The following is a 20,256-nucleotide window of genomic DNA, read 5'->3' on the forward strand; positions in this document are numbered from 1 at the left end:
TTAGTTTTTACGAATAGGATCTGCTAGATACTCCGCACGAGCGCCACCAATTAACTTAGGACGACTCGCCAAAGCAGTCACATGGGCACCGCCTAATTCTGGAATAATCGGACGAAGAGGAACTTGGACCCTCTTCACATGCATACCAATAGAGGTATCCCCAATATCAATACCAGCCTGAGCAACAATTTCCTCCACCTCAACAGGATCCTTCATATAATCGAAAGCGGCCAGCTGACCACTTCCCCCAGCGTGTAAGGTCGGAAGAACATTCACAATTTCCAAATCTTTAGCCATGGCAAGCTCACGCTCAACAACCAAAGCACGATTCAAATGTTCACAGCCCTGAACAGCCAAGTAAATCCCTTTAGCTTCCAAAACCTCAAGAATAGTTTTCACAATTCGTTGACCAATTTCACGGCTAGAGGCTTTTCCGATAGTCCCACCAGCAACCTCACTGGAAGACAACCCCAAAACAAAGATAGCTCCTCGCCCAATAGCGGAACGTTCAACAATATCTTCTACAAGCACACGTGTCTTCTCTTCTAAATCTAGCAACATCACAACAGCCCTCCTTTAGACAACAGCTGTATTCAGGATTCGCACAATAAGATAGTACAGAATCACAAAAAAGACAAGGAAAAATGCCCCTAATAATAATAACTGCCTACGACGTTTCTTACTTAGATCCCAGGAGAAACCAAATCCCATCAAAAAAGGACCAACACTATAACTTAGCATAAACCATAAATCTACACGTGCTATATGCCAAAAAGAAGAAATAAAGGCCACCAAACCTATTAAGGATAAAATCCAAGAAAAGTCCCAACGATCTGGTTTAGCAAAAGCCAAACCTATTAAGAAGCAGCCCAAGGCAGGCATGATAATAAATGATAGGGTCATAAAATAAAACATGCCATTATTATAGCATGTTTTACAGTTTCATGTTAGTGGCGGTTAATAACACCATAAGCAATAGTAAATGCAATAGCAGCAATACCTACAACGATTGCCATGATGGCCCAAAAAATAGTCATTGCACGGCGTCCCTTGCGATTGTTGAAAGGAAGTCCCCAACCAACCATGATAACACCTAGCAATCCAAGCCAGATTTTATAAGTGATAACAATCGCCGAATCAAAATAGGCAAAAGCAACCAAACCTAAACCTAGCAAAGAAATCAAATAAGACCACTTACCCTTCAAAAATGAAGGCAAAGCCCAACCAAATAACACTAAACCTAGTAGAGCAAGAGCTCCACCACCAAAAAATACAGGTACAATATAATTATCAAACATATTCATATTATAGCATATCTTAAAAAGTTAGGAAATAGAATCTATCAACCAAAACCATATCCACTCTTTAAAATTGTTTACTCTCAATCACGGATTGATTGGCAGATACTAACTAATTATTTTAGTACAAAAAAACAAGATCCGAAAAGGACCTTGTTTTAATAAGCTAATTAAGCTTTGTTTGCGCTACTTCTATAATCAAAACGAACTGAAATTTAGAAATCGGGGGCAAAACATAAGAAAAAGGCTTGCCCACATTGGACAAACCCTTTATTTTCAAGCTTATATAGTCTAATTAAGCTTTGTTTGCTGAACATAGTTGATTTATTCGCCATACTTCCCATTACATCGTAAAACGCTATATTTAGGATTCCAACCAAACATATTAATAGGAAGATAACCTTATTGTTCCTATTAATTCTATAAAAAGTGTGGCTAATTGGAGGCAAAATATTTAATTAAATTTGCCACAAGTCGTAAGACTTGGTTTAATAAATGTTTATTTCAATCATTTTCCGTTTATACGAACTTCACTTATTAATAATAGAGAAAGAATTATCTGTTATAATAGTAGAAAAGGAGAAATTCATCACGAAAAAAATCTTATCACTTCTGCTTCTTGTCCTAGCAGTTTTTCTTCTCATTTCTTGCTCATCACAAAACAACCTAGATGGCAACTACTACTGGATTGATACCGAGAATGGTCTAAGAAATGAGTTGTCATTCACTGTCAAAGGTACTGCAGGTACGATTGAGAAGGGAGAGTACGACAAATTCACCATCAATAGTAAAAACAATACCTTTGAACTTTCTGGTGATGATGCTTCAGCCAAAGAAGTGACTTACAAACATTCTGATGGAGTCATCACCGTTGATATCAGTGGTACTGAACATGAGTACTATAAAGAAGGTACTGATGCTTATAAAGAAGCCGTCAAGAAATACAATGAATTGCAAAACTAAAGAGGAGGTCATTTGAATGAAAATCAACTCAGAAATCTATGATAATCTATATGATTTTATCCAAAACCTAGACATTAGAATCCAAAAGAATGTTTTTCATTCTAATCATTCAGAGCAACTATCTACTTTCAGCAATGAACTATACCAACTTTGCAAGACCAAAGAATTGAATGTCTTGCTAAATGACGTTACTTCTCTACCTTCATATGAAGAACTTGTCCTGTCAATACCTGAACAATCAAAAGGATATGTTATGATGAGCGTAGAGAATTTCTATAATGAGGTTATTAAGCCGTCTAAAATAGAATATTATGGGTAAGATAAAAGACAGTAGCAAATCAAATTATGCTACTGTCTTTTTGTTAATCATTTTTTTCCTTTTTGATAATACTCATCTAAAAGTATATTACATTCTTTTGCTAATGCATTTGCTAATGCTGGGGGAACTGCGTTTCCAACATGTTCACAACGTTTAGAATGATTGCCAAAGAATTTATAATCCAAAGGGAATCCGGTGATTGCTGCAGCTTCCCTAACAGTGATACTTCTATGTTCTCGTGGATGTACTGGGAAATTACTATGGCCAGGAACCAGTGTAGGACTGGGTTCATAACCAGCTAATCTCATTGTAGAACCACGAGAATAAAACTTACTTATTTTTAAATCAGCCGGCAATTCATCAATATGATTTGCGATTGAATCACCTTCAGGGATATATTTAAAACGACGTACAGTTTTTTCATTGTGGTTCATCGGAACATTATCCAAATCTTCCTCATCTGTATAGTCAATTTCACTCAATGCATCATTAACTGTTTTAGGTTTAGGAAGATCTAAATAATCAACCGGCATATCTTTTTTAAAGATATCCTTGCTCATAAAACGAGGTTCAGGAAATTTATATTCTAATTTTAGGTCTTTCCTTACTGCAACAATAATAACACGTTCACGTTTTGTTGCTGAACCATACCAAGCAGCATTCAACACTTTATGAACAACAGTATAGCCAAGTCTTTCATATGTCTGATAAAGGTCATCAATAACTGAAATAAGATATCCATCCTGTTTTAATGACTTCATCATGTCAGCCTTCTCATATCGTAATGCTTTACCTTCCTCTTCAAACTCCTCTGTTATTCCATTGACTTTTCTGAGACTTGCTTTTTGCCCTTTATAGCGTTCTAATTTTTGCCAAATCTCATCAACCTGCTCTTTGATTTCTGTTGGTGTTTCAGGGTCCAGAATTTCTGCATTTACAATACCCGGAACATTCTCCACAATAGAAATTTTTGGTTTAAAAGCCTCAACGAGATCAAGTTGCTTTCTATATAATGTATTTCGTTCATCATTTGGACTTCTTTCACCAGCTAGACTAAAGCCTTTACAGACAACTCCACCGAACATTACATCAAGCTCACCTGCTTTCAGTCCAGTTTCTTTTAATAATTCATAGGGCTTCAACTCCTCAATTGGTGTATTGTCAATAATTGCCTTTTCTTCTGCTAAATTTGGATTATTAAAAGTAAGAGTCTCTAAACACTCTTTTACAAAGTCATTCACATAGACTGTCTTAAAATTCTCTTGCATGAATCCTAAGTGAGAACCTCCAGCTCCCACAAAAGTTTCCAAAATCGTATAACCAGTATTCATTAGTTATTGAAATCTCCATTTCTTAAAAGTTCATAGAACTTTTCACAGTATCGTTTAGCAATGGGTTGCTCTTTTATTTTTTGAATTAAATCATCTTTCGACAGATCAAATGGATCATATTTGACTTCTCTTGTATTATTTCTTGGTTTAAAATCTACAAATCCATAATCATCACGCATAATATTTAACCAACTGGAAACATATCTTCCCCTGCTCTCAGTCAAATACAGAACCTCTTTATTGCTGTATTCTTCTTTTATTTTTTCAACAATTTCTTGATTACTTAAATTTACTTTCCCAGTATTTGAATCACGATTATTGTTTAAAGTAGCCAGCAAAACTTTAATGTATGGTTTAATATAAGCATCAAATAAGGTATATGAAAACTCAGATAAGTCCAACATAGCCATTCTTCTTCCACTACTTGTCAGATGATTTTTACTATCAGTAAATCCTAAAGAAGCTAGAGTAATAAAGACGTTTCGCCAGTTTCCATTATTGATTGTTTCTGTCTTTTTGAGATGCTCTTCCATCTTTTTTCTATTCAATGGCTCATTCGAGCCAGGATTAAGAAAATGCCAATAGTTTATATATTGTAAAGCTATAAAATACTCAAAAATTCGATTGTCACGTAAGTAGTATGATGAAATAGCAGTTGTATTAGAGTCTTTTTTAGCAAACTCATCTAAAAGTTTTCTATCAATTTCTCGGACATTTTTCGATGCTAAATTGATTTCAATTATTTTAGTTGATTTAGGGTATTTAAAACGTCCAATATTTAGTGTTGTATTCTTATAGAAATCAGATGGGATTACAATTGCTGTATTATATTCTTTTCCTTCATCATATAAATATTCCGAAAACTTTCTCGGAGAAATTTTTTGTTCAAAGAAATACTCATATTGGAATAGTTGCCCAATCCCTCTGACATACTCTGTCACACCAATATCAGCTCGTTTACATTCAAGAGTAGACAATAGGCGGAATTGACCATCAGTTATTGTGAAATCAGAAGTAATACCATTGATGTATTCAACTTCTTTTTCATAGTTAGCATTATCTACTTCTTTTTTGTCCAATAAAATTTCAGAGATTCCTCTTTTAATCTCGTCACTATTGTTTATTATATCTTGAAATGCTTTTTCTAATATATCAATACTTGAACACATACACACATGACTCCTTTTCGTATTGTTTATTATATCATACTTGAGCCTAATTGACTTAGGCCATCAAACTATATAAATTTTCACTGTACACTTCTAAACACCTGCAAATACTGATACTTCCTAACCATCTTACTTTCATCACTCATTTCAATTTTGAAGTAGAAATAGTGATCTCGTCCATCTTTGCTATTCTCCTTATTGAGTTTGAAATAGTTCTTTTGACTCATGGCCATTTCTCTTAGTATATCATCAGTGAGGAATGTCAATGGTACATCCATAGCTGAATACTTGTAGAAGTCTTCTTCAAACTTAATATACGAATTCGAGAAATAGTCAAACTGTAATTTATCTTTATAAATTTCTCTCCTACTCACCGCTCAATTCCTCCATTAAACTGATTCCCAAAATATTATCCACTTGAAGTAGCTGGTACTTATCAGCTGTTTTTATTGTGATTTCAGACGTGCTGATTTCTGTTACCTGTCCAGTGTATCCTTCTTTTCTCTTGTCGGATTTGACTTCAAATATTCCTGTCAACCTACCAACATACAACTGGTTAATCAAGGTGAGTTTATCTAACTTAGTCAACTCGCTACTCATATCAACCTTGTTCTTATCATCTGTCAATGAGGTTGTATGTTCTGAAAGGAAGAAGCCCATCCATTTCATCATTCCCCTATCTTGATGTTCCCTTGCTGACTGGAAGGGAAGATAACTTCTATCAATCATTTTAAACCATCTAGTCCACCAGCTGAATGACCACCAATCAACTTATTTCGCTCTAAACTTCTTGATGCTTCTAGCCAAGAGTTCCCCTTTTAAATTGTAGTAAATCCAAATTGATTTCGGATGGTATCAATAGCTGTATGGAGCCTTTCTTATTTATCAATTTTCTCTACATCATCAAATAACGAGATAATCTGGATAGAATCATCTACAAAATTTGAATAACTAACGGCTACATTCTGACTGCTCCTGAATCATATTTCTTTCTAAACAATAACAGAACATGGTCTGTGATAACTCTAGTATTATTAGTCGGCTCTACCTTCATCTGAGCCTGGATAGGTCATTTCATTCCTTGAAAAGCCTATGGAGATAGAGACCGTACAACACTTTTTGTGAGCTCTTCTCAATCGAATAGCTACCTGCTCTGCCATTTCTCTTAAAATCAATTCAATATCAACTTATTTGACATAATCCCTAGGAAAGACTTGAGAATTTCCTAGTATAAATATCAAAGGGTAAATCATAGCTTCGCCCTACGTTCGATTTCTCAAAGACTTTCTTGAACATTGGAGAGGAAGCTATGATAAGTACGTTCGAATTATCTACTCTACTCATCACACAAAGCGAGGTCCTTAAAGGATACAATCCAAGTTCCACACACTCAACACTAGCATAGAAAAATCTCATATCTACAAAAGCAATATCAGATTTTGGTTCTCGTGAACAATCAAAATAGCCCATTATCTATCTCTTTTATATTTGTTTTCCCAATATTCCATCTCACCTTTTCCTATGCCTTCTGGTAGTTGCTTCAAACATTGTCCTATACTTTGATATTTAACAATTTCAGTTATTTCAGCCAAAGAAAGTCGATGAGATGCTCTGCTAAAGTCCGTATCGAAGTAATCAACCTCTTCTATTTCAACTAAAATCTCATAATTTTGATCAAGATAATATTTAATTTCAGACGGTACTAACTTCTCTGATTCTTTAAAAAACAAATGAATATGGCCGTTTGAAGACAACAATCGTTCTCTGATATTAGTTGATTTTCCAATATAAAAACAGACTTTTTCATCTTCTAAAATGGCAAAAAACTTATATACGCCCACAATATCTTTTTTCAAAATTTCTGAGGGGATAGTGATATTCCTCATTTTAGCTTTTTCTAATTTTGCTTTATACGTCATTCCCATGGTATTCTCCTAACTTATACCTCTAATGGCATAAAGTCTCCTACAATTTTACCCACAATACGAGGGTTTTCATCATAAGGAATATAGATGTCCTTATAATCCTTGTTAATAGAAACTAGGCGTAGCCCCTCTTTCTCACGGTAGACTTTCTTGATAAAGGTCTGAAAGTTCCACACTACAGCATAGACTGCTCCATCATAATCAAAACCTGTCTCACGGATAAGAGCTACAGACCCATTTTGATATTTTGGCTCCATTGAATCCCCCGATACCCATGAAGCAAAATCATGCGCCAGTTCTTCGTTAAAGTAGACTGTATCATAATTTCGATCATCATAAACAGAAGCACCGATACCAGCCGACATCTTTTCGTATACATGGTACTCATAGAGATTTTCTGAAACAGATATTACTTGTTGAGTCTTCTCTTTTTGTACCAAGTCACGGGCATAGTCTACTACTTGATTTTTACCTTTATTCGACAATGTATTATACAGACGAACAATCTCAATTTCTGTAAAGTAACCTTTTGGTACTCTTAGTATTTGTTCTAGTCGTTGGACTTTTTCCTTGGACGGTTCTTTTACTCCACGTTCCCATGCAGAATAGGCTTGATAACTAATACCTAATTGATCTGCAATATCTTTTTGAGTCATTCTTAGCTCTTTTCTACGAGCTTTTAGTTTTTCTGGCTGATACATAGTTCTCCTCACATTAATAGTAACTGTATTTCTGCCTTTTTTCTTGCCTCTTCATCTGAGAATTTTTCTTTATCCCAAACATACGCAATCGACTTCCCTTTATTATAAATAAGCCACGTTTTTAAATTAATACTTTCTTCCTTGATTGCTTTCCAGTTATCTTGGTTCAATAAATCTGGATATTCTTGACTGGTTGTAAAGCCTACTTTTCTAACTCTCTGCTTAACCTGATTAATAAGGGAAGGTTGAAACTGATGGAACTCCTCGATAATTTGTTCTCTAATATCATGAAACAAACGAAAAATAGAAGCATTCTTCCCTTCAATGTAAGTCTCAACCGCTTGTTTGATTTCACTATCTTTATCAGGATAATATTCCCGTAGAAAGTCCAAAAGACGAAAAAATAAAGCCTGTTTTGAAACTTCTAGACTATTTTGTACTTGATGGAAAGTATCGCAACTATAGTAGATTTTTGAAAGAAGGACAATATCAGGCATTAGTACTACAGCAGAAAAAATATTTGCCTCACGCTCTAGTAAATTATCTTGATTATCAACTGATTCTGCAAAATAATTTCCATCATGTTTAAGTATAAAATGACCTAATTCATGACACAGTGTAAAATTCTGTTTTACTTTTAGATTATCTATCTCAAAAGAAAAACTGATTCCTAACTTATCTACTACTGTTAATCCTTCTATCTTATGACTGGAGAAATGATGAGGAATTACTTGAATATTATTTTGTTGAATACAAAATCGAAAATAATAATCAAAATGATAGTTCAGCAAAGAAATATCTTGGTCCTTCATAAACTGATATAACGCTTGTTTTGTTGCATTACTTACTCTTGTATACAATTCATCCAAAGAACGATACCTCCTTTAAGTATGAATGACAAAACTAAACTATTTTGGTTTAGTTGATTGTATAAAAAAAGTGGACGCTTGTCCACCTTTTTTTAATGAATCAATGGAAGATATAGCCAAAATTCGTCACTAAAGAGTACGTAAGTAAAAATAAATATTTGTTTCATTACCGAATTATCTTTAGGATAATTAAAGAAAATATTATTCTCTACTTCATCTTCTAAAGAATGTTCCGGAATAATCATAAATAAACTAAAATCGTGATAAAAGCTTTCTCTTTCTTTAATGTTAATAAATCTGAAATAGCATAAAACTACAAATAAGAATGAAAAAAAAGATCTTCGTGCCGGATTTATTAAAATATATTTCGAAATATAAAGAGCTGTCAATTGCGGACTTCCCGCATATATAGGAGCTATCCCATCTTTTGCCAACATTCTAGTTGACCAGCGGATTGCATGAAAAAGTTCCCATTCTTCTTCAACATTATTTCCTGAATTATGATGGGGCCAAACTGACTTCAAATCAAATAAGAAACTTGGACTATATGAATCATCCAAAATAGTGGGGATTAGTGGATTTCCATGAGCAGAAGCATTTCTAATAATTGATAATTCCGCAAACATTTGCTTAGAATAAATCAAAAATTTATATGAATCGGATTCATTATTAAACCTTGTATGAAAAAATTCTATCACATAGCTGTAAACCTTACTTAACTCATCAATGGTTAAATTTTCGAAGAAAAGAGTTAGTGGAACATCAACTAATTTAATGGATGCCGCATCATTATTATCAGTTTTATCGATTTTAAATAATTCAAATTCAGCTCGAAACATGTAACGTGATTTTAAAATCTTAAAAATTTTATTTTTTAAAGGATTTAGAGAATTATTTTGGCCAAGAGCTTCATAAAACTCCGAAGAGTTAATGGAAGATTCCATTAAGAGCTTAGTTAATTGAGATTTTATATTTTTCTCCATTTTTAAAACCCATTTTAAAATAACTTCTTTAAGCTCAATGTCTTTATCAATTATCTCGTCTAATATTTCGGTATCGGTTACTTTATAAAAATGTTGAAAGATATAAGCATGATAATCATTGACGTCTGTTATATCTTTTTTGCTAATTTTAAATTTTTTGATTTTTTCCCCAGGGCAAGAGCAAAGATCTGTCGCAATTTTTACTTTAACATCCCTTATTTGCGAATTTATCAACCTAAAAGTAACTTTTCTAGCCATTTTGAGATACTTACCCTTATATAACATATCCGGTGTTATAAAAAAGAAAAAACTAACCTTTGTGCCACCAATTAAAGTAGACACTGTTCCATAGTTATTAAAAACCTCTTCAATAGTCCCTGAAAATTGTCTTGCCATAAATATTTATCTCACCAACTCATCTAAACTAATCTCAAAAAATTCTGCCACCTTTACAGCATTTTTCAAAGATATACTCATCATATCATTCTCCCATCGAAGAATCGTTCTTTTATTGACACCTAATTCCTTGGCTAATTGAACTTTTGTCAGACCACGTTCAACTCTCAATTCTTTTATTTTCATAGAAATCACATTCCTTTATCAAACGCCTTCTTCCGTTCTTCCATAAACTCAATTAGTTCTTTTTTGAATATTTCTTTCTCTTCCTCAGTCAGACCTTTTGAATTCATACGGAAAAGTAATTCAATATTATCTAATTCATCTATTCTCTCTTCTGAATTCCCAACTAAATAGTCTACTGATACATTTAAAATCTGTGCAATCTTGACTAGATTGTCTTGTGTTGGTTTTTTGACCCCACGTTCCCATGAAGCATAGGCTGGTTGCGAAATTCCTAGTTTTTCTGCCACATCAACTTGCGTGAGCCCTGCTTGTTTTCTAAGGTCTTTTAAGCGTTCCGAAAATTCCATTTTAAACCTCTAAAAAATTTTTTTCAAATTATCCCTTGACATATATAACTATTGGTTATATAATTTAAATATAGCTGATAGTTATATCGGTTTTAAAAATAATAATGCCGAACTTTCAGCATTACGATCATTGACAATTAAATAAAAAGTGCGTCTGACAACCAGAGGACTGACTATCAAACTACACTAATCTTCGTACCTTTATTGTAATTGTTTTGATAAGTAAAGTCAAGTCCGTTTTAGGGTTGAAGTGAAGATGAAAACAAGTATTTTGTGGGCTTCCACGCATTTCGGACGTTTAGCACTTTTGCCGAATAGTAAAGTGAACTGGTTGCGCAGAGTTGCGTAAGAGAATCCCTAGGGTATGACAATGACTACCTAAAGAGATTGGCCGGGCAAGCGATGGTAATTGATGCAAAGCACCTTGCTAAACGTTGCCACCGTGGAAAGAGGGTTCTTTCCAACCAAACAACTTTTCTTTACTGCTGTCTATCTGTTGAGATGGACTTACCCTCAAGCTACTAAGTCTTCCTTATATCTTAGTAGCTTTTTTACGCTTACAATAAAGGAGAAATTATGACTAACTTTTTTCGCATTACAATGTAAACGCCTCTATGATAACTATGAATTCACCTATGGCATGTTTAACTACTCACCTAAACTACAAGCTAAACTCTATACACAAGCCCTTGTTGACCTAGATCATATAGTCCAAGAAGCTCGAAGAAACAGCTATCCTAGTGGTGATATTCAGTTCTATAGTCGACAGTTTAAACGTAAACTATTTACCCACTATTATTCAAGAGTGAAGCAATTAGCTTAACTCTTTTCTTTTGCTTAAATTTAGAAAGGAAAATTCTATGATTCCAGAAACACTTATCATGAAACCAGACTTTATTGGTCCTGCTTACTACGAAAAACTAGGGAATGCACCTCGCTTTATCTTTGGAAAAGAAGGTAAATACCAACGTCATATTCTTAATAGCGAAAAACATGGGGCTTTCCACGTTATTACCCCTGCTTCTACAACGGTCTTCCCAGAAGATGCTCTCGTAGAAGCGGTCAACCCGATTTTTCTCTCAGATACAGCTCTAAACGGCAACTCAGTTGCTCCAGCTCTCAATGTCTTTGCGGAAAAATTGGTCCTAAAAAAATAAGAAAGTAAAGGAGAAATACATATGGCTAAAATCGGATTAAACTACGGGGAAAAACTACAAATTGCGGACAAGACCTATCGTGTCATTACAGATGGTCTCAACGTGCCAGAAGTCCTTGGAAAGCTATCTTTCCGTGGCATTGAAGGCCCTGATATCATCTATGAAGAAGACCGCACCCAACGCAACCCTGACGGCTCTTTCGTCCAAGTTAACACAGGAGAAATCCGAGGGATTGTTGTCGCGATTCATTCTTCTATCCAACATGAAACCCTCTTTTTCACCATTGCGGATATGGCCCAGTCTGAGATTGAAGATTTAGGGATTAAATATCGAGAAGAGGTAGAACTTGAAGATATTGTGATCACCCACACTCACGTTAACCGTAATGATATTTACAAGCTCTTTGCTTCTAAAATCAAGAAAAAAAGTGGAGGAACACCTCTTAAGGAAAATAAACCTCTAGACAACAAGAAAGAAAACTAGGAGGTGATGCACTATGAAGCTCTTTACCTATCGTGGGATAAGAGTTAGGGCCTTTTATCGTCATATTAGGGGAATCACCTGGTTTATCTGGTGGTTCCCTTCTTTGTTGGCTATTGGACATTATTGCTATCTTAACCTAGAAGAATTAAAAGACCATCCCTTGCCACAAGTTTACTATATCGGGGGTATTCTTGTTACTTCTTGTTTGGTGTCTTACCTACTGAATCGCATGTGCTACGAGAAAATCGTCTTCTTCCAAAAGCTCAATAGTCTTCGAATTTTGTCTCGTTTCCTGATAGAAAATAACCTCTATTTGATTAAGAATATCAGGCGTGAAAACAAAACGATTGAAAAGATTGTCCTTCCTCAGGTGTACTTGAAACAGTCTCGCTACAAGATTGAAGTCCGTTTTATCCTAGAAGGGAATAAATTTCAGGACCGTTTTCTCAATCTTGGGTCAACTCTTGAAGTCATGTTTAACGGGGATTTTCGTAATAAAACCTTTGATAAACGCTTCATCACCTATGACATTGCCATCAACCGCATTGATAGCCGTATCACTATTAATGAGGTCGAGGTTAAGGGCTCTAAACTCCAACTTATGACAGACGTCACTTGGGACTATATTGAAGAACCTCACTTGCTCATTGGTGGGGGAACTGGTGGCGGTAAAACCGTTGTTCTTATGACCATTATCTATGCACTGGCTAAGATTGGCTTTGTGGATATCTGTGACCCAAAGAACTCTGATCTGGCTGGACTCAAAAAGATTCCTGTCTTTCATGGTCGTGTCTATACAAGTAAAGAAGATATCATCCAGTGTTTTAAAGAGAACGTCGCCTTCATGGAAAAACGCTATGAACTCATGTCGACCTCACCCAAATTTCAAGCTGGGAAGAACTTTACACACTACGGCATGACACCCAAATTTATCCTCGTCGACGAGTGGGCAGCTTTGATGGCCAAGATTGACCGTGACTATAGCCTACAGTCAGAACTCATGGAATACCTCTCTCAGCTCGTCTTAGAAGGGCGTCAATCTGGCGTCTTTATCATCTTTGCCATGCAACGGCCTGACGGTGAATTTATCAAAACAGCTCTTCGAGATAACTTTATGAAACGCCTCTCAGTTGGCCACTTGGAATCAACAGGTTACGACATGATGTTTGGAGATGCTAACAAAACCAAAGAATTTAAAAAGCTCGATGAAATCAATGGGGTCAAAGTTAAAGGACGAGGCTATATCGCTAATAATGGCGACTTGGCTGGCGAATTCTTCTCCCCTTACGTACCACTTGACCAAGGCTTCTCTTTCTATGATGCCTACTCAAAAATCCCTATCATGGAATACAATGGCGAAGAATTTGAAGTCTTTGGAGAAGACCACCAACAACCAGAACCGATTGAACCAATAGAGGAGGAAGAAGTTCTAAACAATGAAACCAATGGACGTCCGCTCAAGGAGTTTGCGGAGGAACAGGACCTCAAAATGGCGACGCTCCGAAAGATTATCTATCTCTTGCAAGAACAAGGGATTGTTTTTGAACGGACGGAATCCGCCATTCTAGTCGATCCTTTTCAAGAAGAACTCCTTCTTGAAAGTCTCATCCACTTTGAGGAGGGAGGACGCAAATCTTATCCAAAAGCCGTTGAAGCGGTGCTTAGTCATCATGGGCTAGGACAAGGGCAAGGGCAAGCCTGACCACAGGTCAGGCGCAGACCGTAGCCCGAAGTTCCTAGGCCATGATGAGACTTCAACCCCCGATTTCTAATAGGGGGGTTACATTTGGCCAAAGTGCCACGTCCACCCCTCCTCATTCCTTGTGGGAGTTGGGATTTCAAGATTTAGAAAGTGTGTCACTTTGGTCCAAAAAGTGTGTCACTTAGTCAAAAGGAGGTGTTCCCATGAATGACTAAAATAAGTCCCTTTCAGATCAAAAACTTCAGAAAACAAACAGGCCTCAGCCAAAAAGCCTTTGCACAAGCCGTTGACTTACCGATAAGAACTTACCGCTCCTATGAAGCAGGGGAAAGAGGTCTCACCATTGACAAGTTCCGAGAACTCAAAGAAAAACTCGGTTATTATCAAGAGTGTCACAAAAACAACCTCAGGGCTCACATCGACTACTTGCGACTAACCTTCCCTAGTTTGCGAGATTTAGAAACTTTCTGTGAGAACTTTCTTTTTTGTCACTTAAGCGAATTTACTGACCAAGAAACACGGCTTATGAATTATACCCACTTGTGGCAACGGGGAAACATTTGGATTTTCGATTTCTTTGATAAGTCTGCGACTAATAACTACCAAACGTGTCTCCAACTCTCTGGTCAAGGCTGTCGGGAGATGGAACTCCTCTTAGAGCACAAGGGGATTTCTTGGCAGACCTTTCTTCAAAATATTCTCTATGCTTACGAAGATGTCAGGGTAAAACGCCTTGATATCGCCCTAGACGAGCTCTATAAAGGCTATGGGCACGAAGATGAACATATCCAAATCCCAAAGCTCATTGATAAGCTCTACGCCAAAGAAATTGTCCTAGATACCATTCGAAAATGGAACATCACAGGTGGGGGCTCCTTCACCGATAACGAGGATATGGAAGCCAATCACGGTCTTTCCCTTTACTTTGGGAGTCGTCAAAGCCAGCTCTACTTCAACTTTTATGAAAAGCGATACGAAATCGCCCGTATGGAAAATATCTCCTTGGAAGAATCCTTGGAGATTTTTGGTATCTGGAACCGCTACGAACTACGCTTTTCAGACCAGAAAGCCCAAGGGGTTGTGGAGGAATACATCAACGGTGTGGACCTCGGAGAAATCGCAAGAGGTATCGTGAACAAGGAAATCCAAGTCTATGATGGTCTCACTCGGTTTGGAGCCTATAAGCCCTATGAAAAATGGCAAAGGCTCTTTGGAGGGGTTGAACCCCTAAAACTCTCAACCAGTCCACAACCCTACAGTATCGAACGAACCATTCGCTGGTTAACCTACCAAGTCGCAAATTCTCTCGCACTCGTTTCTGAAGCAGACAAAATCATGCAAACAGAATACATGAAGATGATTCAAAATAGCGGTGAAATTACTGATCGTGGGGAGGCTATCTTAAGACTCCTCAAAACCAACAAACACTATGAACACTAGAAAGGAAATCCCTTATGGAATACAAAGTCGAAATCAATTCATTAAACAACTTTAAAGCCTGGTCTGGTGGACTGAGTACCTTAAACACTGTCCGTGAACGTGGTGGGATAGATACCCTAACCACCATCTGTGAAGATCTCTTTTCAGGCAACACCCCTACCGACACTCAAATCAATGATTGGCTCTGGTTTGATACAGACTTTATTTATCAAGCACTTGGCTACGAGGACCTCCTAGAGGGCTAAGGCCATGCTCAAGAAAATCTATCAAGCAGACTTCCTTCTTCTTCCTGATCAGGAGTTTTGGAACATGTATATCCTCCTTAGGAAAGGTAAGGACTTCTACTATGAATGTGCTGGAAGATGCACCGAAAAACCTCCAGATGATAGGGGCTTCTACGACTATGAACATGCCTGTTTCACACTAGATGGTCAGGTACTGAGTCTCAATAAACGGATGCGTCCCTCTCTCATTGCCTATATTCAACAGACCATCAAAAACAATCACGACACATTTAGAAAGGAAATTGATATGGCCACTAAAACGATGTTTGAAACAAAAGTTGGACAAGTTACCAACGAACTCGGAGAATTACTCAAAAAGAAAGACCACAAGCAAGCTTGGACCAAGGCTGGAGAACTAAATGCCCTTCTCAAAAAAGAAGAAGCCAAGGATCTAAAGTCTGAGTTAGTCGAACAACTGCATAATGAGTTACGAGGCTACTACTACATCAACAGTGAGATTGAAAAAGCCAATAAGCGACTCTATGCCAAAGGTTCCAAACTCATTGAACTTGCTAGTCTCTAAAAGGAGGACCTATGATAAAAGCTAAACGATACTTACTAAAAGCAAGGGAATACCTCTCAAACTTTAAAAAGGTGGAGAAGAAAGGAGGCCCACCAAAGCTAAAAGTTACTACGAAAAAGACCGTCAATCTAGCTGTTATCGGAGGAATTTCGTTCCTCCTTTTTGTTGGTCTTATGGGATCCGTCCGTGCCATCACACTCTCAAATAAAGTGGGAACACTACAAGCTCAAGTGGAAGCGACTCAAAAACAAAAAGCACAGCCTATAGACGCTAATCGCAAGTATGACTACAAGCTCCAGTATTACCTCAATGACTATGTCTACGCCTACTTCACCCTCCCACAAGAAGGGGATAAACAACAAGCACAAGTCGAACACCTCAACAGTTTCTATAACTTCGTTCCAGACGTTAAAGCACAAGGTCAAGTGCGTAACCCAAGTACCCTGCTCTACTCACAATTAGTCACGGTCGAAGGGAAGGTAGCCACCTACAAGGTCAAATACAAGGAAATGATCCAACATGACAAAGACACCGAGGAAAAAGAACTGGTGACGGGATTTAATATTCCCTTTGATGAAAAAGAGGGAAAATACTACGTTTCTGGACTTCCTTGGTTCTCAGCGATTGAGTCTTCACAAGCTGGACACTTTAGCGAAGACGATCAACTCCAACTCACAGCCAACGACCACGTCTCAGACAGTCAACACAAGAAGGTTGAAAAGCTCCTCAAGGTTTTCTTTACCAACTATACCACTAACCAAGACAACCTCAATCTTATTGCTAAGAACGTTGCTATTGTAGCCAATACCACCTTTAAAACGATTGACTACACCTATCTTAAGAGAGATGGGGCTGATCTCATTGCTTATGTACAAGCAACCTTTGAGGTGGGAGGAACGACACACTCTGAAAACTTCACCTTCACGCTCTCAGAAAAAGACAAGAGCTACTATGTTACAAAACTAGAACACACCATTCCTCTCAACTACGCAAACGATAAAGATTAGGAGAACTCTATGAACACAGACAATCTACGTACCTTCCTCCAAGGCGATGGAATTTGGATTCTCACCGCTATCGCTGTTTTGTTGGCTATTAAAGCTTGGCGAAACAGTTCATGGCTTCAACTCTTCTCAGTCGTTGGTTTCTATGCCGTCATCGTCTCTATCGCAAAAGGACAAGATATCCTAAAAGTGGTCGGCTGGTTCCTACGACTCTTTGGTATTGATTCAGGACTTTAAGTATGACTGACGAAAGACTCTATGACTACAGTAAGGGCTTGAACGCCCCCTATTGGATCCAGGAAATCAAGACAAAAAAGGGAACTCGCCTTTGGTACTTCGCAACACCAATGCAACTATCCTTTTTCATTGTCTTTGCCGTCGTTTTTGTGGCCATGTTGCTCTTTGGAGGATTCATTCTGGTCCCCCTCGCAAAAGTCACACACTCTATCTCACTACTGCTCTACTGGTACCTCCCCTATAAACTCGCTAAATTCTACACCGAGTACGAACCACACGGTAAGAAGATGCACGTTTTCATTGGGGACTACCTGATTTACTTCTGGGATTTCAAGCTCAATAAAAAAGCGATCTATCATGAAGACCGAATAGAGCCAGTAGAAGAAATTGTCTTTGAAAAAACAAATCTATAGAAAAGGAGGTCTTATGAGTATTACCTTAACCTATCCTATTAGGAAAACCCATGAAAATTTAGCCCTCAAAAAAGATCGAACGGTAGTGGCTTATTACCGCATTCCCAATACTCCCATCACTATTACAGATGAAGAGAAAAAGGACAAACACAAGATTACAGTTGCCCAAATGATGAAGAAACTCCAGAAAAACAAGTCCTTTGAGATTTCACTCATTCCCAAAGACTATCTCTTAGAAGAGAAAATGAGGGACTTTTCAGAAGCATTGGCAGATGATAGCCGTGAACTGGGAGAAGAACTCCTTCTTTACACGGTTGACCGTCTCACGGATGAAATGGAAATTCCTTATCAGTTTGATTGGGTCGTCGGAGTGGCCTTACGCAAACAAAATCACGGGGCAACAGTGAAAGACTTGGCCTATGAGAGCTTTAACGAGTTTTCGGAGAAAATCGCAAACGGTCTTGGTTACGAATACGCATTGAGTCCCACCTGGTATGACGATTACAGAAGTGACGAATTCACTATTTTCCAAGCTTTTTCCGTCCTACGTGCCAAACGTCTAACCAATGAAGAACTCTTTTACTACCAGAGGATGCAATACCTCCGCTATATTCCCCATTACAAAAAGGAGGTCCTCGCTAATCGCTCCCAATTTAATATCACAGACACCCTAATTAAAGTCCTAAAAGGAGGCTTCCTCAAGCTCGAAAGTCCTTATGGTTCTTCCTTTGTGACCATTCTTCCTGTTGGGAAGTTTCCTGTGCAATTCAACGGCTTTCACCTAGGCGAATTTGTCCAACGATTGAACTTTCCCGTAGAACTACGCATTAAGGCAGAATTTATTGATACCAACAAAATTAAGGGGAGAATGGGGCGATCTAATACCCGTTATCGAAACATCATGGAAGAAGCTGAAAACACGGACACCGTCCAACAAGACGAAATCATCATGGGCTCTATTTCCCTAAAAGACCTGATGAAGAAAGTCGGAAACAAGGAAGATATCATCGAATATGGAGCATATCTGATTGTCTCTGCTTCTAGTGTCAATCAGCTTCGTCAAAGACGACAAGTAGTTCTCAACTATTTTGATGATATGGGCGTTGAAATCAGTGAAGCCTCTCAAGATGGACCTTATCTCTTTCAAGCCCTACTCTACGGGGAAAACCTTCAAAAGAAAACACGTACTTGGACACACATGGTCACAGCTCGTGGGTTCTCAGAACTCATGCCCTTTACCAATACGTCCTCAGGGAACCGTATCGGTTGGTATATCGGCCGAGTGGACAACTGGACAGGTCGTTGGGACACTATCGCTAAAGCCATTGATTCCTCTAAAAATATCGTCCTCTACAATGCCACAGTCGGAAATAAAGAAGATATTGCCGGAAAGATTACCAAGAACCCACATATCATTATTACGGGTGCGACAGGACAAGGAAAATCTTTCCTCGCTCAGATTATCTTTTTAAGTGTGGCTTTACAAAATGTTAAAACCCTCTATATTGACCCAAAACGAGAACTCAGAAATCACTATCAAGAGGTAATCAACTCCCCTGAATTTGCACGACGCTACCCCGAACGCAAAAAACAGATTGACAACTTTAACTTTGTGACACTGGATAGCTCACTGCCATCAAACCACGGAGTTCTAGACCCCATTGTAGTCCTTGATAAGGAACAAGCCGTAGAGGTCGCAAAGAACATGCTTGAGTTTCTGCTACAAGCTGTCGATGACGTGACGATGGATCAGAAAACAGCCATCACAGAGGCCATTAACGCTATCGTAGAACGTCGAGTAGCTGGTGAAAACGTCGGATTTAAGCATGTCCTAAAAGTGCTTAGAGACTCCACTTCCTCTGAAATCGCTTCGGTTGGTCGTTATCTTACATCAATTGTGACGAATTCTATCTTGGAACTAGCCTTCTCAGATGGCACAACTCCAGGACTTAACTATGAGTCCCGAGTCACTATTCTAGAAGTCAATAACCTCAAGCTTCCAAAAGATGACTCCACAAAGATTTCAGACCACGAACGAAACTCCATAGCCCTCATGTTTGCACTTGGGGCCTTTTGTACCCACTTTGGCGAACGCAATGAAAATGAAGATACCATTGAGTTCTTTGACGAAGCTTGGATTCTCATGAAATCCGCAGAAGGAAAAGCCGTTATCAAAAATATGAGACGTATCGGACGCTCTAAAAATAATACCTTGGCACTGATTACACAATCTGTACATGATGCAGAAAACGACGATGACACGACTGGATTTGGGACCATCTTTGCCTTCTATGAAAAGTCTGAACGTGAAGATATTCTCAGACACGTCAATCTCGAAGTCACTGAAAGCAACCTCGAATGGATCGATAATATGATTTCTGGTCAGTGCCTTTACTACGATGTCTACGGTAATCTCAATATGATTTCCGTCCACAATCTCTTTGAAGATATTGATATGCTTCTAAAACCTATGAAAGCAACAGTGTCTTCAAATCTCGAAAATAAATACGCTAGTTAGGAGGTGAA

The 20,256-nt window shown here is 37.8% G+C and carries 25 protein-coding genes and 1 pseudogene; 12 read left to right on the forward strand and 14 right to left on the reverse strand.

Annotated elements, in window-relative coordinates:
- The 3 genes from HMPREF2607_RS00485 to HMPREF2607_RS00490 are packed head-to-tail and all read right to left on the reverse strand — an operon-like array spanning window position 1 to window position 1,304.
- On the reverse strand, window positions 1–561 hold the full coding sequence (locus tag HMPREF2607_RS00485) for a TIGR01440 family protein (protein WP_045772033.1): 561 nt from the start codon (window positions 559–561) through the stop codon (window positions 1–3).
- A gap of 15 nt (window positions 562–576) precedes the next feature.
- The gene (locus HMPREF2607_RS09995) at window positions 577–915 is read right to left on the reverse strand and encodes a hypothetical protein (protein ID WP_073687829.1); all 339 of its coding nucleotides are present in this window, start codon (window positions 913–915) and stop codon (window positions 577–579) included.
- Window positions 916–947: 32 nt separating this feature from the next.
- Window positions 948–1,304 (reverse strand): hypothetical protein, encoded by a 357-nt coding sequence (locus tag HMPREF2607_RS00490; protein WP_002885732.1) that lies wholly within the window; start codon window positions 1,302–1,304, stop codon window positions 948–950.
- 489 nt (window positions 1,305–1,793) lie between these two features.
- Between HMPREF2607_RS00490 and HMPREF2607_RS00495 the strand changes: the two genes are divergently transcribed.
- Both HMPREF2607_RS00495 and HMPREF2607_RS00500 read left to right on the forward strand, forming a co-directional pair.
- On the forward strand, window positions 1,794–2,261 hold the full coding sequence (locus HMPREF2607_RS00495) for a hypothetical protein (protein ID WP_315940785.1): 468 nt from the start codon (window positions 1,794–1,796) through the stop codon (window positions 2,259–2,261).
- Window positions 2,262–2,277: 16 nt separating this feature from the next.
- Window positions 2,278–2,580 (forward strand): hypothetical protein, encoded by a 303-nt coding sequence (locus HMPREF2607_RS00500; protein ID WP_070475343.1) that lies wholly within the window; start codon window positions 2,278–2,280, stop codon window positions 2,578–2,580.
- Between the two features lie 47 nt (window positions 2,581–2,627).
- On the opposite strand, the gene HMPREF2607_RS00505 is transcribed toward HMPREF2607_RS00500, so the two are convergent.
- The 11 genes and pseudogenes from HMPREF2607_RS00505 to HMPREF2607_RS00555 form a co-directional block, all read right to left on the reverse strand.
- Window positions 2,628–3,911 (reverse strand): DNA cytosine methyltransferase, encoded by a 1,284-nt coding sequence (locus HMPREF2607_RS00505; protein WP_070475345.1) that lies wholly within the window; start codon window positions 3,909–3,911, stop codon window positions 2,628–2,630.
- A complete protein-coding gene (locus tag HMPREF2607_RS00510; protein WP_070475346.1) occupies window positions 3,911–5,080 on the reverse strand; it encodes a hypothetical protein in 1,170 nt (389 codons plus the stop codon). The genes HMPREF2607_RS00505 and HMPREF2607_RS00510 overlap by 1 nt, the downstream gene beginning before the upstream one ends.
- An 80-nt stretch (window positions 5,081–5,160) precedes the next feature.
- Window positions 5,161–5,454 carry a DUF5960 family protein gene (locus HMPREF2607_RS00515; RefSeq protein ID WP_070475347.1) on the reverse strand — a complete coding sequence of 98 codons (294 nt, stop codon included), beginning with the start codon at window positions 5,452–5,454 and terminating at the stop codon, window positions 5,161–5,163.
- On the reverse strand, window positions 5,447–5,809 hold the full coding sequence (locus HMPREF2607_RS00520; protein ID WP_070475348.1) for a hypothetical protein: 363 nt from the start codon (window positions 5,807–5,809) through the stop codon (window positions 5,447–5,449). The genes HMPREF2607_RS00515 and HMPREF2607_RS00520 overlap by 8 nt, the downstream gene beginning before the upstream one ends.
- A pseudogene (locus HMPREF2607_RS10000) lies at window positions 5,806–6,550 on the reverse strand (hypothetical protein). The gene HMPREF2607_RS00520 and the pseudogene HMPREF2607_RS10000 overlap by 4 nt, the downstream one beginning before the upstream one ends.
- Window positions 6,550–7,005, reverse strand: a complete 456-nt coding sequence (locus HMPREF2607_RS00530) for a hypothetical protein (protein ID WP_186821379.1) — start codon at window positions 7,003–7,005, stop codon at window positions 6,550–6,552. Before HMPREF2607_RS00530 ends, HMPREF2607_RS10000 begins: the two are co-directional and overlap by 1 nt.
- 14 nt (window positions 7,006–7,019) lie before the next feature.
- Entirely contained in the window at window positions 7,020–7,706 is a 687-nt protein-coding gene (locus HMPREF2607_RS00535) for a helix-turn-helix domain-containing protein (RefSeq protein ID WP_070475350.1), read from the reverse strand.
- An 8-nt stretch (window positions 7,707–7,714) separates the two neighbouring features.
- Window positions 7,715–8,575 (reverse strand): ImmA/IrrE family metallo-endopeptidase, encoded by an 861-nt coding sequence (locus HMPREF2607_RS00540; RefSeq protein WP_070475351.1) that lies wholly within the window; start codon window positions 8,573–8,575, stop codon window positions 7,715–7,717.
- A 92-nt stretch (window positions 8,576–8,667) separates the two neighbouring features.
- Entirely contained in the window at window positions 8,668–9,954 is a 1,287-nt protein-coding gene (locus HMPREF2607_RS00545) for an Abi family protein (RefSeq protein WP_070475353.1), read from the reverse strand.
- Between the two features lie 6 nt (window positions 9,955–9,960).
- Window positions 9,961–10,140 (reverse strand): helix-turn-helix transcriptional regulator, encoded by a 180-nt coding sequence (locus tag HMPREF2607_RS00550; protein ID WP_070475354.1) that lies wholly within the window; start codon window positions 10,138–10,140, stop codon window positions 9,961–9,963.
- Between the two features lie 5 nt (window positions 10,141–10,145).
- The gene (locus HMPREF2607_RS00555; RefSeq protein ID WP_070475356.1) at window positions 10,146–10,487 is read right to left on the reverse strand and encodes a helix-turn-helix domain-containing protein; all 342 of its coding nucleotides are present in this window, start codon (window positions 10,485–10,487) and stop codon (window positions 10,146–10,148) included.
- An 860-nt stretch (window positions 10,488–11,347) separates the two neighbouring features.
- Here HMPREF2607_RS00555 and HMPREF2607_RS00560 point away from each other — a divergent pair.
- The 10 genes from HMPREF2607_RS00560 (at window position 11,348) to HMPREF2607_RS00605 (ending at window position 20,248) form a co-directional block, all read left to right on the forward strand.
- On the forward strand, window positions 11,348–11,644 hold the full coding sequence (locus HMPREF2607_RS00560; RefSeq protein WP_064520885.1) for a hypothetical protein: 297 nt from the start codon (window positions 11,348–11,350) through the stop codon (window positions 11,642–11,644).
- A gap of 21 nt (window positions 11,645–11,665) precedes the next feature.
- Window positions 11,666–12,127, forward strand: a complete 462-nt coding sequence (locus tag HMPREF2607_RS00565) for a conjugal transfer protein (RefSeq protein WP_070475357.1) — start codon at window positions 11,666–11,668, stop codon at window positions 12,125–12,127.
- Between the two features lie 13 nt (window positions 12,128–12,140).
- Window positions 12,141–13,829, forward strand: coding sequence for an FtsK/SpoIIIE domain-containing protein (locus HMPREF2607_RS00570; protein WP_070475359.1), 1,689 nt, complete (start codon window positions 12,141–12,143; stop codon window positions 13,827–13,829).
- Between the two features lie 207 nt (window positions 13,830–14,036).
- On the forward strand, window positions 14,037–15,269 hold the full coding sequence (locus tag HMPREF2607_RS00575; protein WP_070475361.1) for a replication initiation factor domain-containing protein: 1,233 nt from the start codon (window positions 14,037–14,039) through the stop codon (window positions 15,267–15,269).
- A 14-nt stretch (window positions 15,270–15,283) separates the two neighbouring features.
- On the forward strand, window positions 15,284–15,514 hold the full coding sequence (locus HMPREF2607_RS00580) for a hypothetical protein (protein WP_021144867.1): 231 nt from the start codon (window positions 15,284–15,286) through the stop codon (window positions 15,512–15,514).
- A 4-nt stretch (window positions 15,515–15,518) separates the two neighbouring features.
- Complete coding sequence (locus tag HMPREF2607_RS00585; RefSeq protein ID WP_070475363.1) at window positions 15,519–16,076, forward strand: conjugal transfer protein; 558 nt, start codon at window positions 15,519–15,521, stop codon at window positions 16,074–16,076.
- An 11-nt stretch (window positions 16,077–16,087) separates the two neighbouring features.
- Complete coding sequence (locus HMPREF2607_RS00590) at window positions 16,088–17,083, forward strand: conjugal transfer protein (protein ID WP_070475365.1); 996 nt, start codon at window positions 16,088–16,090, stop codon at window positions 17,081–17,083.
- Window positions 17,084–17,092: 9 nt separating this feature from the next.
- Window positions 17,093–17,317: a hypothetical protein gene (locus HMPREF2607_RS00595; RefSeq protein WP_021144863.1), complete on the forward strand. Its 225-nt coding sequence runs from the start codon at window positions 17,093–17,095 to the stop codon at window positions 17,315–17,317.
- Between the two features lie 2 nt (window positions 17,318–17,319).
- Window positions 17,320–17,730 carry a conjugal transfer protein gene (locus HMPREF2607_RS00600; protein WP_070475367.1) on the forward strand — a complete coding sequence of 137 codons (411 nt, stop codon included), beginning with the start codon at window positions 17,320–17,322 and terminating at the stop codon, window positions 17,728–17,730.
- Window positions 17,731–17,743: 13 nt separating this feature from the next.
- Window positions 17,744–20,248 (forward strand): ATP-binding protein, encoded by a 2,505-nt coding sequence (locus HMPREF2607_RS00605; RefSeq protein ID WP_070475369.1) that lies wholly within the window; start codon window positions 17,744–17,746, stop codon window positions 20,246–20,248.
- The last annotated feature ends 8 nt before the right edge of the window (window positions 20,249–20,256 follow it).

The sequence above is a fragment of the Streptococcus sp. HMSC078H03 genome, assembly GCF_001808655.1.
In the GTDB taxonomy this organism is placed as follows: Bacteria; Bacillota; Bacilli; order Lactobacillales; family Streptococcaceae; genus Streptococcus; species Streptococcus salivarius_G.

Coding starts and splice junctions, on each gene's coding strand:
- HMPREF2607_RS00485 (WP_045772033.1), bottom strand. CDS start 561: ATGTTGCTAGATTTAGAAGAGAAGACACGTGTGCTTGTAGAAGATATT.
- HMPREF2607_RS09995 (WP_073687829.1), bottom strand. CDS start 915: ATGTTTTATTTTATGACCCTATCATTTATTATCATGCCTGCCTTGGGC.
- HMPREF2607_RS00490 (WP_002885732.1), bottom strand. CDS start 1,304: ATGAATATGTTTGATAATTATATTGTACCTGTATTTTTTGGTGGTGGA.
- HMPREF2607_RS00495 (WP_315940785.1), top strand. CDS start 1,794: ATGTTTATTTCAATCATTTTCCGTTTATACGAACTTCACTTATTAATA.
- HMPREF2607_RS00500 (WP_070475343.1), top strand. CDS start 2,278: ATGAAAATCAACTCAGAAATCTATGATAATCTATATGATTTTATCCAA.
- HMPREF2607_RS00505 (WP_070475345.1), bottom strand. CDS start 3,911: ATGAATACTGGTTATACGATTTTGGAAACTTTTGTGGGAGCTGGAGGT.
- HMPREF2607_RS00510 (WP_070475346.1), bottom strand. CDS start 5,080: ATGTGTTCAAGTATTGATATATTAGAAAAAGCATTTCAAGATATAATA.
- HMPREF2607_RS00520 (WP_070475348.1), bottom strand. CDS start 5,809: ATGATTGATAGAAGTTATCTTCCCTTCCAGTCAGCAAGGGAACATCAA.
- HMPREF2607_RS00530 (WP_186821379.1), bottom strand. CDS start 7,005: ATGGGAATGACGTATAAAGCAAAATTAGAAAAAGCTAAAATGAGGAAT.
- HMPREF2607_RS00535 (WP_070475350.1), bottom strand. CDS start 7,706: ATGTATCAGCCAGAAAAACTAAAAGCTCGTAGAAAAGAGCTAAGAATG.
- HMPREF2607_RS00545 (WP_070475353.1), bottom strand. CDS start 9,954: ATGGCAAGACAATTTTCAGGGACTATTGAAGAGGTTTTTAATAACTAT.
- HMPREF2607_RS00550 (WP_070475354.1), bottom strand. CDS start 10,140: ATGAAAATAAAAGAATTGAGAGTTGAACGTGGTCTGACAAAAGTTCAA.
- HMPREF2607_RS00555 (WP_070475356.1), bottom strand. CDS start 10,487: ATGGAATTTTCGGAACGCTTAAAAGACCTTAGAAAACAAGCAGGGCTC.
- HMPREF2607_RS00560 (WP_064520885.1), top strand. CDS start 11,348: ATGATTCCAGAAACACTTATCATGAAACCAGACTTTATTGGTCCTGCT.
- HMPREF2607_RS00565 (WP_070475357.1), top strand. CDS start 11,666: ATGGCTAAAATCGGATTAAACTACGGGGAAAAACTACAAATTGCGGAC.
- HMPREF2607_RS00570 (WP_070475359.1), top strand. CDS start 12,141: ATGAAGCTCTTTACCTATCGTGGGATAAGAGTTAGGGCCTTTTATCGT.
- HMPREF2607_RS00575 (WP_070475361.1), top strand. CDS start 14,037: ATGACTAAAATAAGTCCCTTTCAGATCAAAAACTTCAGAAAACAAACA.
- HMPREF2607_RS00580 (WP_021144867.1), top strand. CDS start 15,284: ATGGAATACAAAGTCGAAATCAATTCATTAAACAACTTTAAAGCCTGG.
- HMPREF2607_RS00585 (WP_070475363.1), top strand. CDS start 15,519: ATGCTCAAGAAAATCTATCAAGCAGACTTCCTTCTTCTTCCTGATCAG.
- HMPREF2607_RS00590 (WP_070475365.1), top strand. CDS start 16,088: ATGATAAAAGCTAAACGATACTTACTAAAAGCAAGGGAATACCTCTCA.
- HMPREF2607_RS00595 (WP_021144863.1), top strand. CDS start 17,093: ATGAACACAGACAATCTACGTACCTTCCTCCAAGGCGATGGAATTTGG.
- HMPREF2607_RS00600 (WP_070475367.1), top strand. CDS start 17,320: ATGACTGACGAAAGACTCTATGACTACAGTAAGGGCTTGAACGCCCCC.
- HMPREF2607_RS00605 (WP_070475369.1), top strand. CDS start 17,744: ATGAGTATTACCTTAACCTATCCTATTAGGAAAACCCATGAAAATTTA.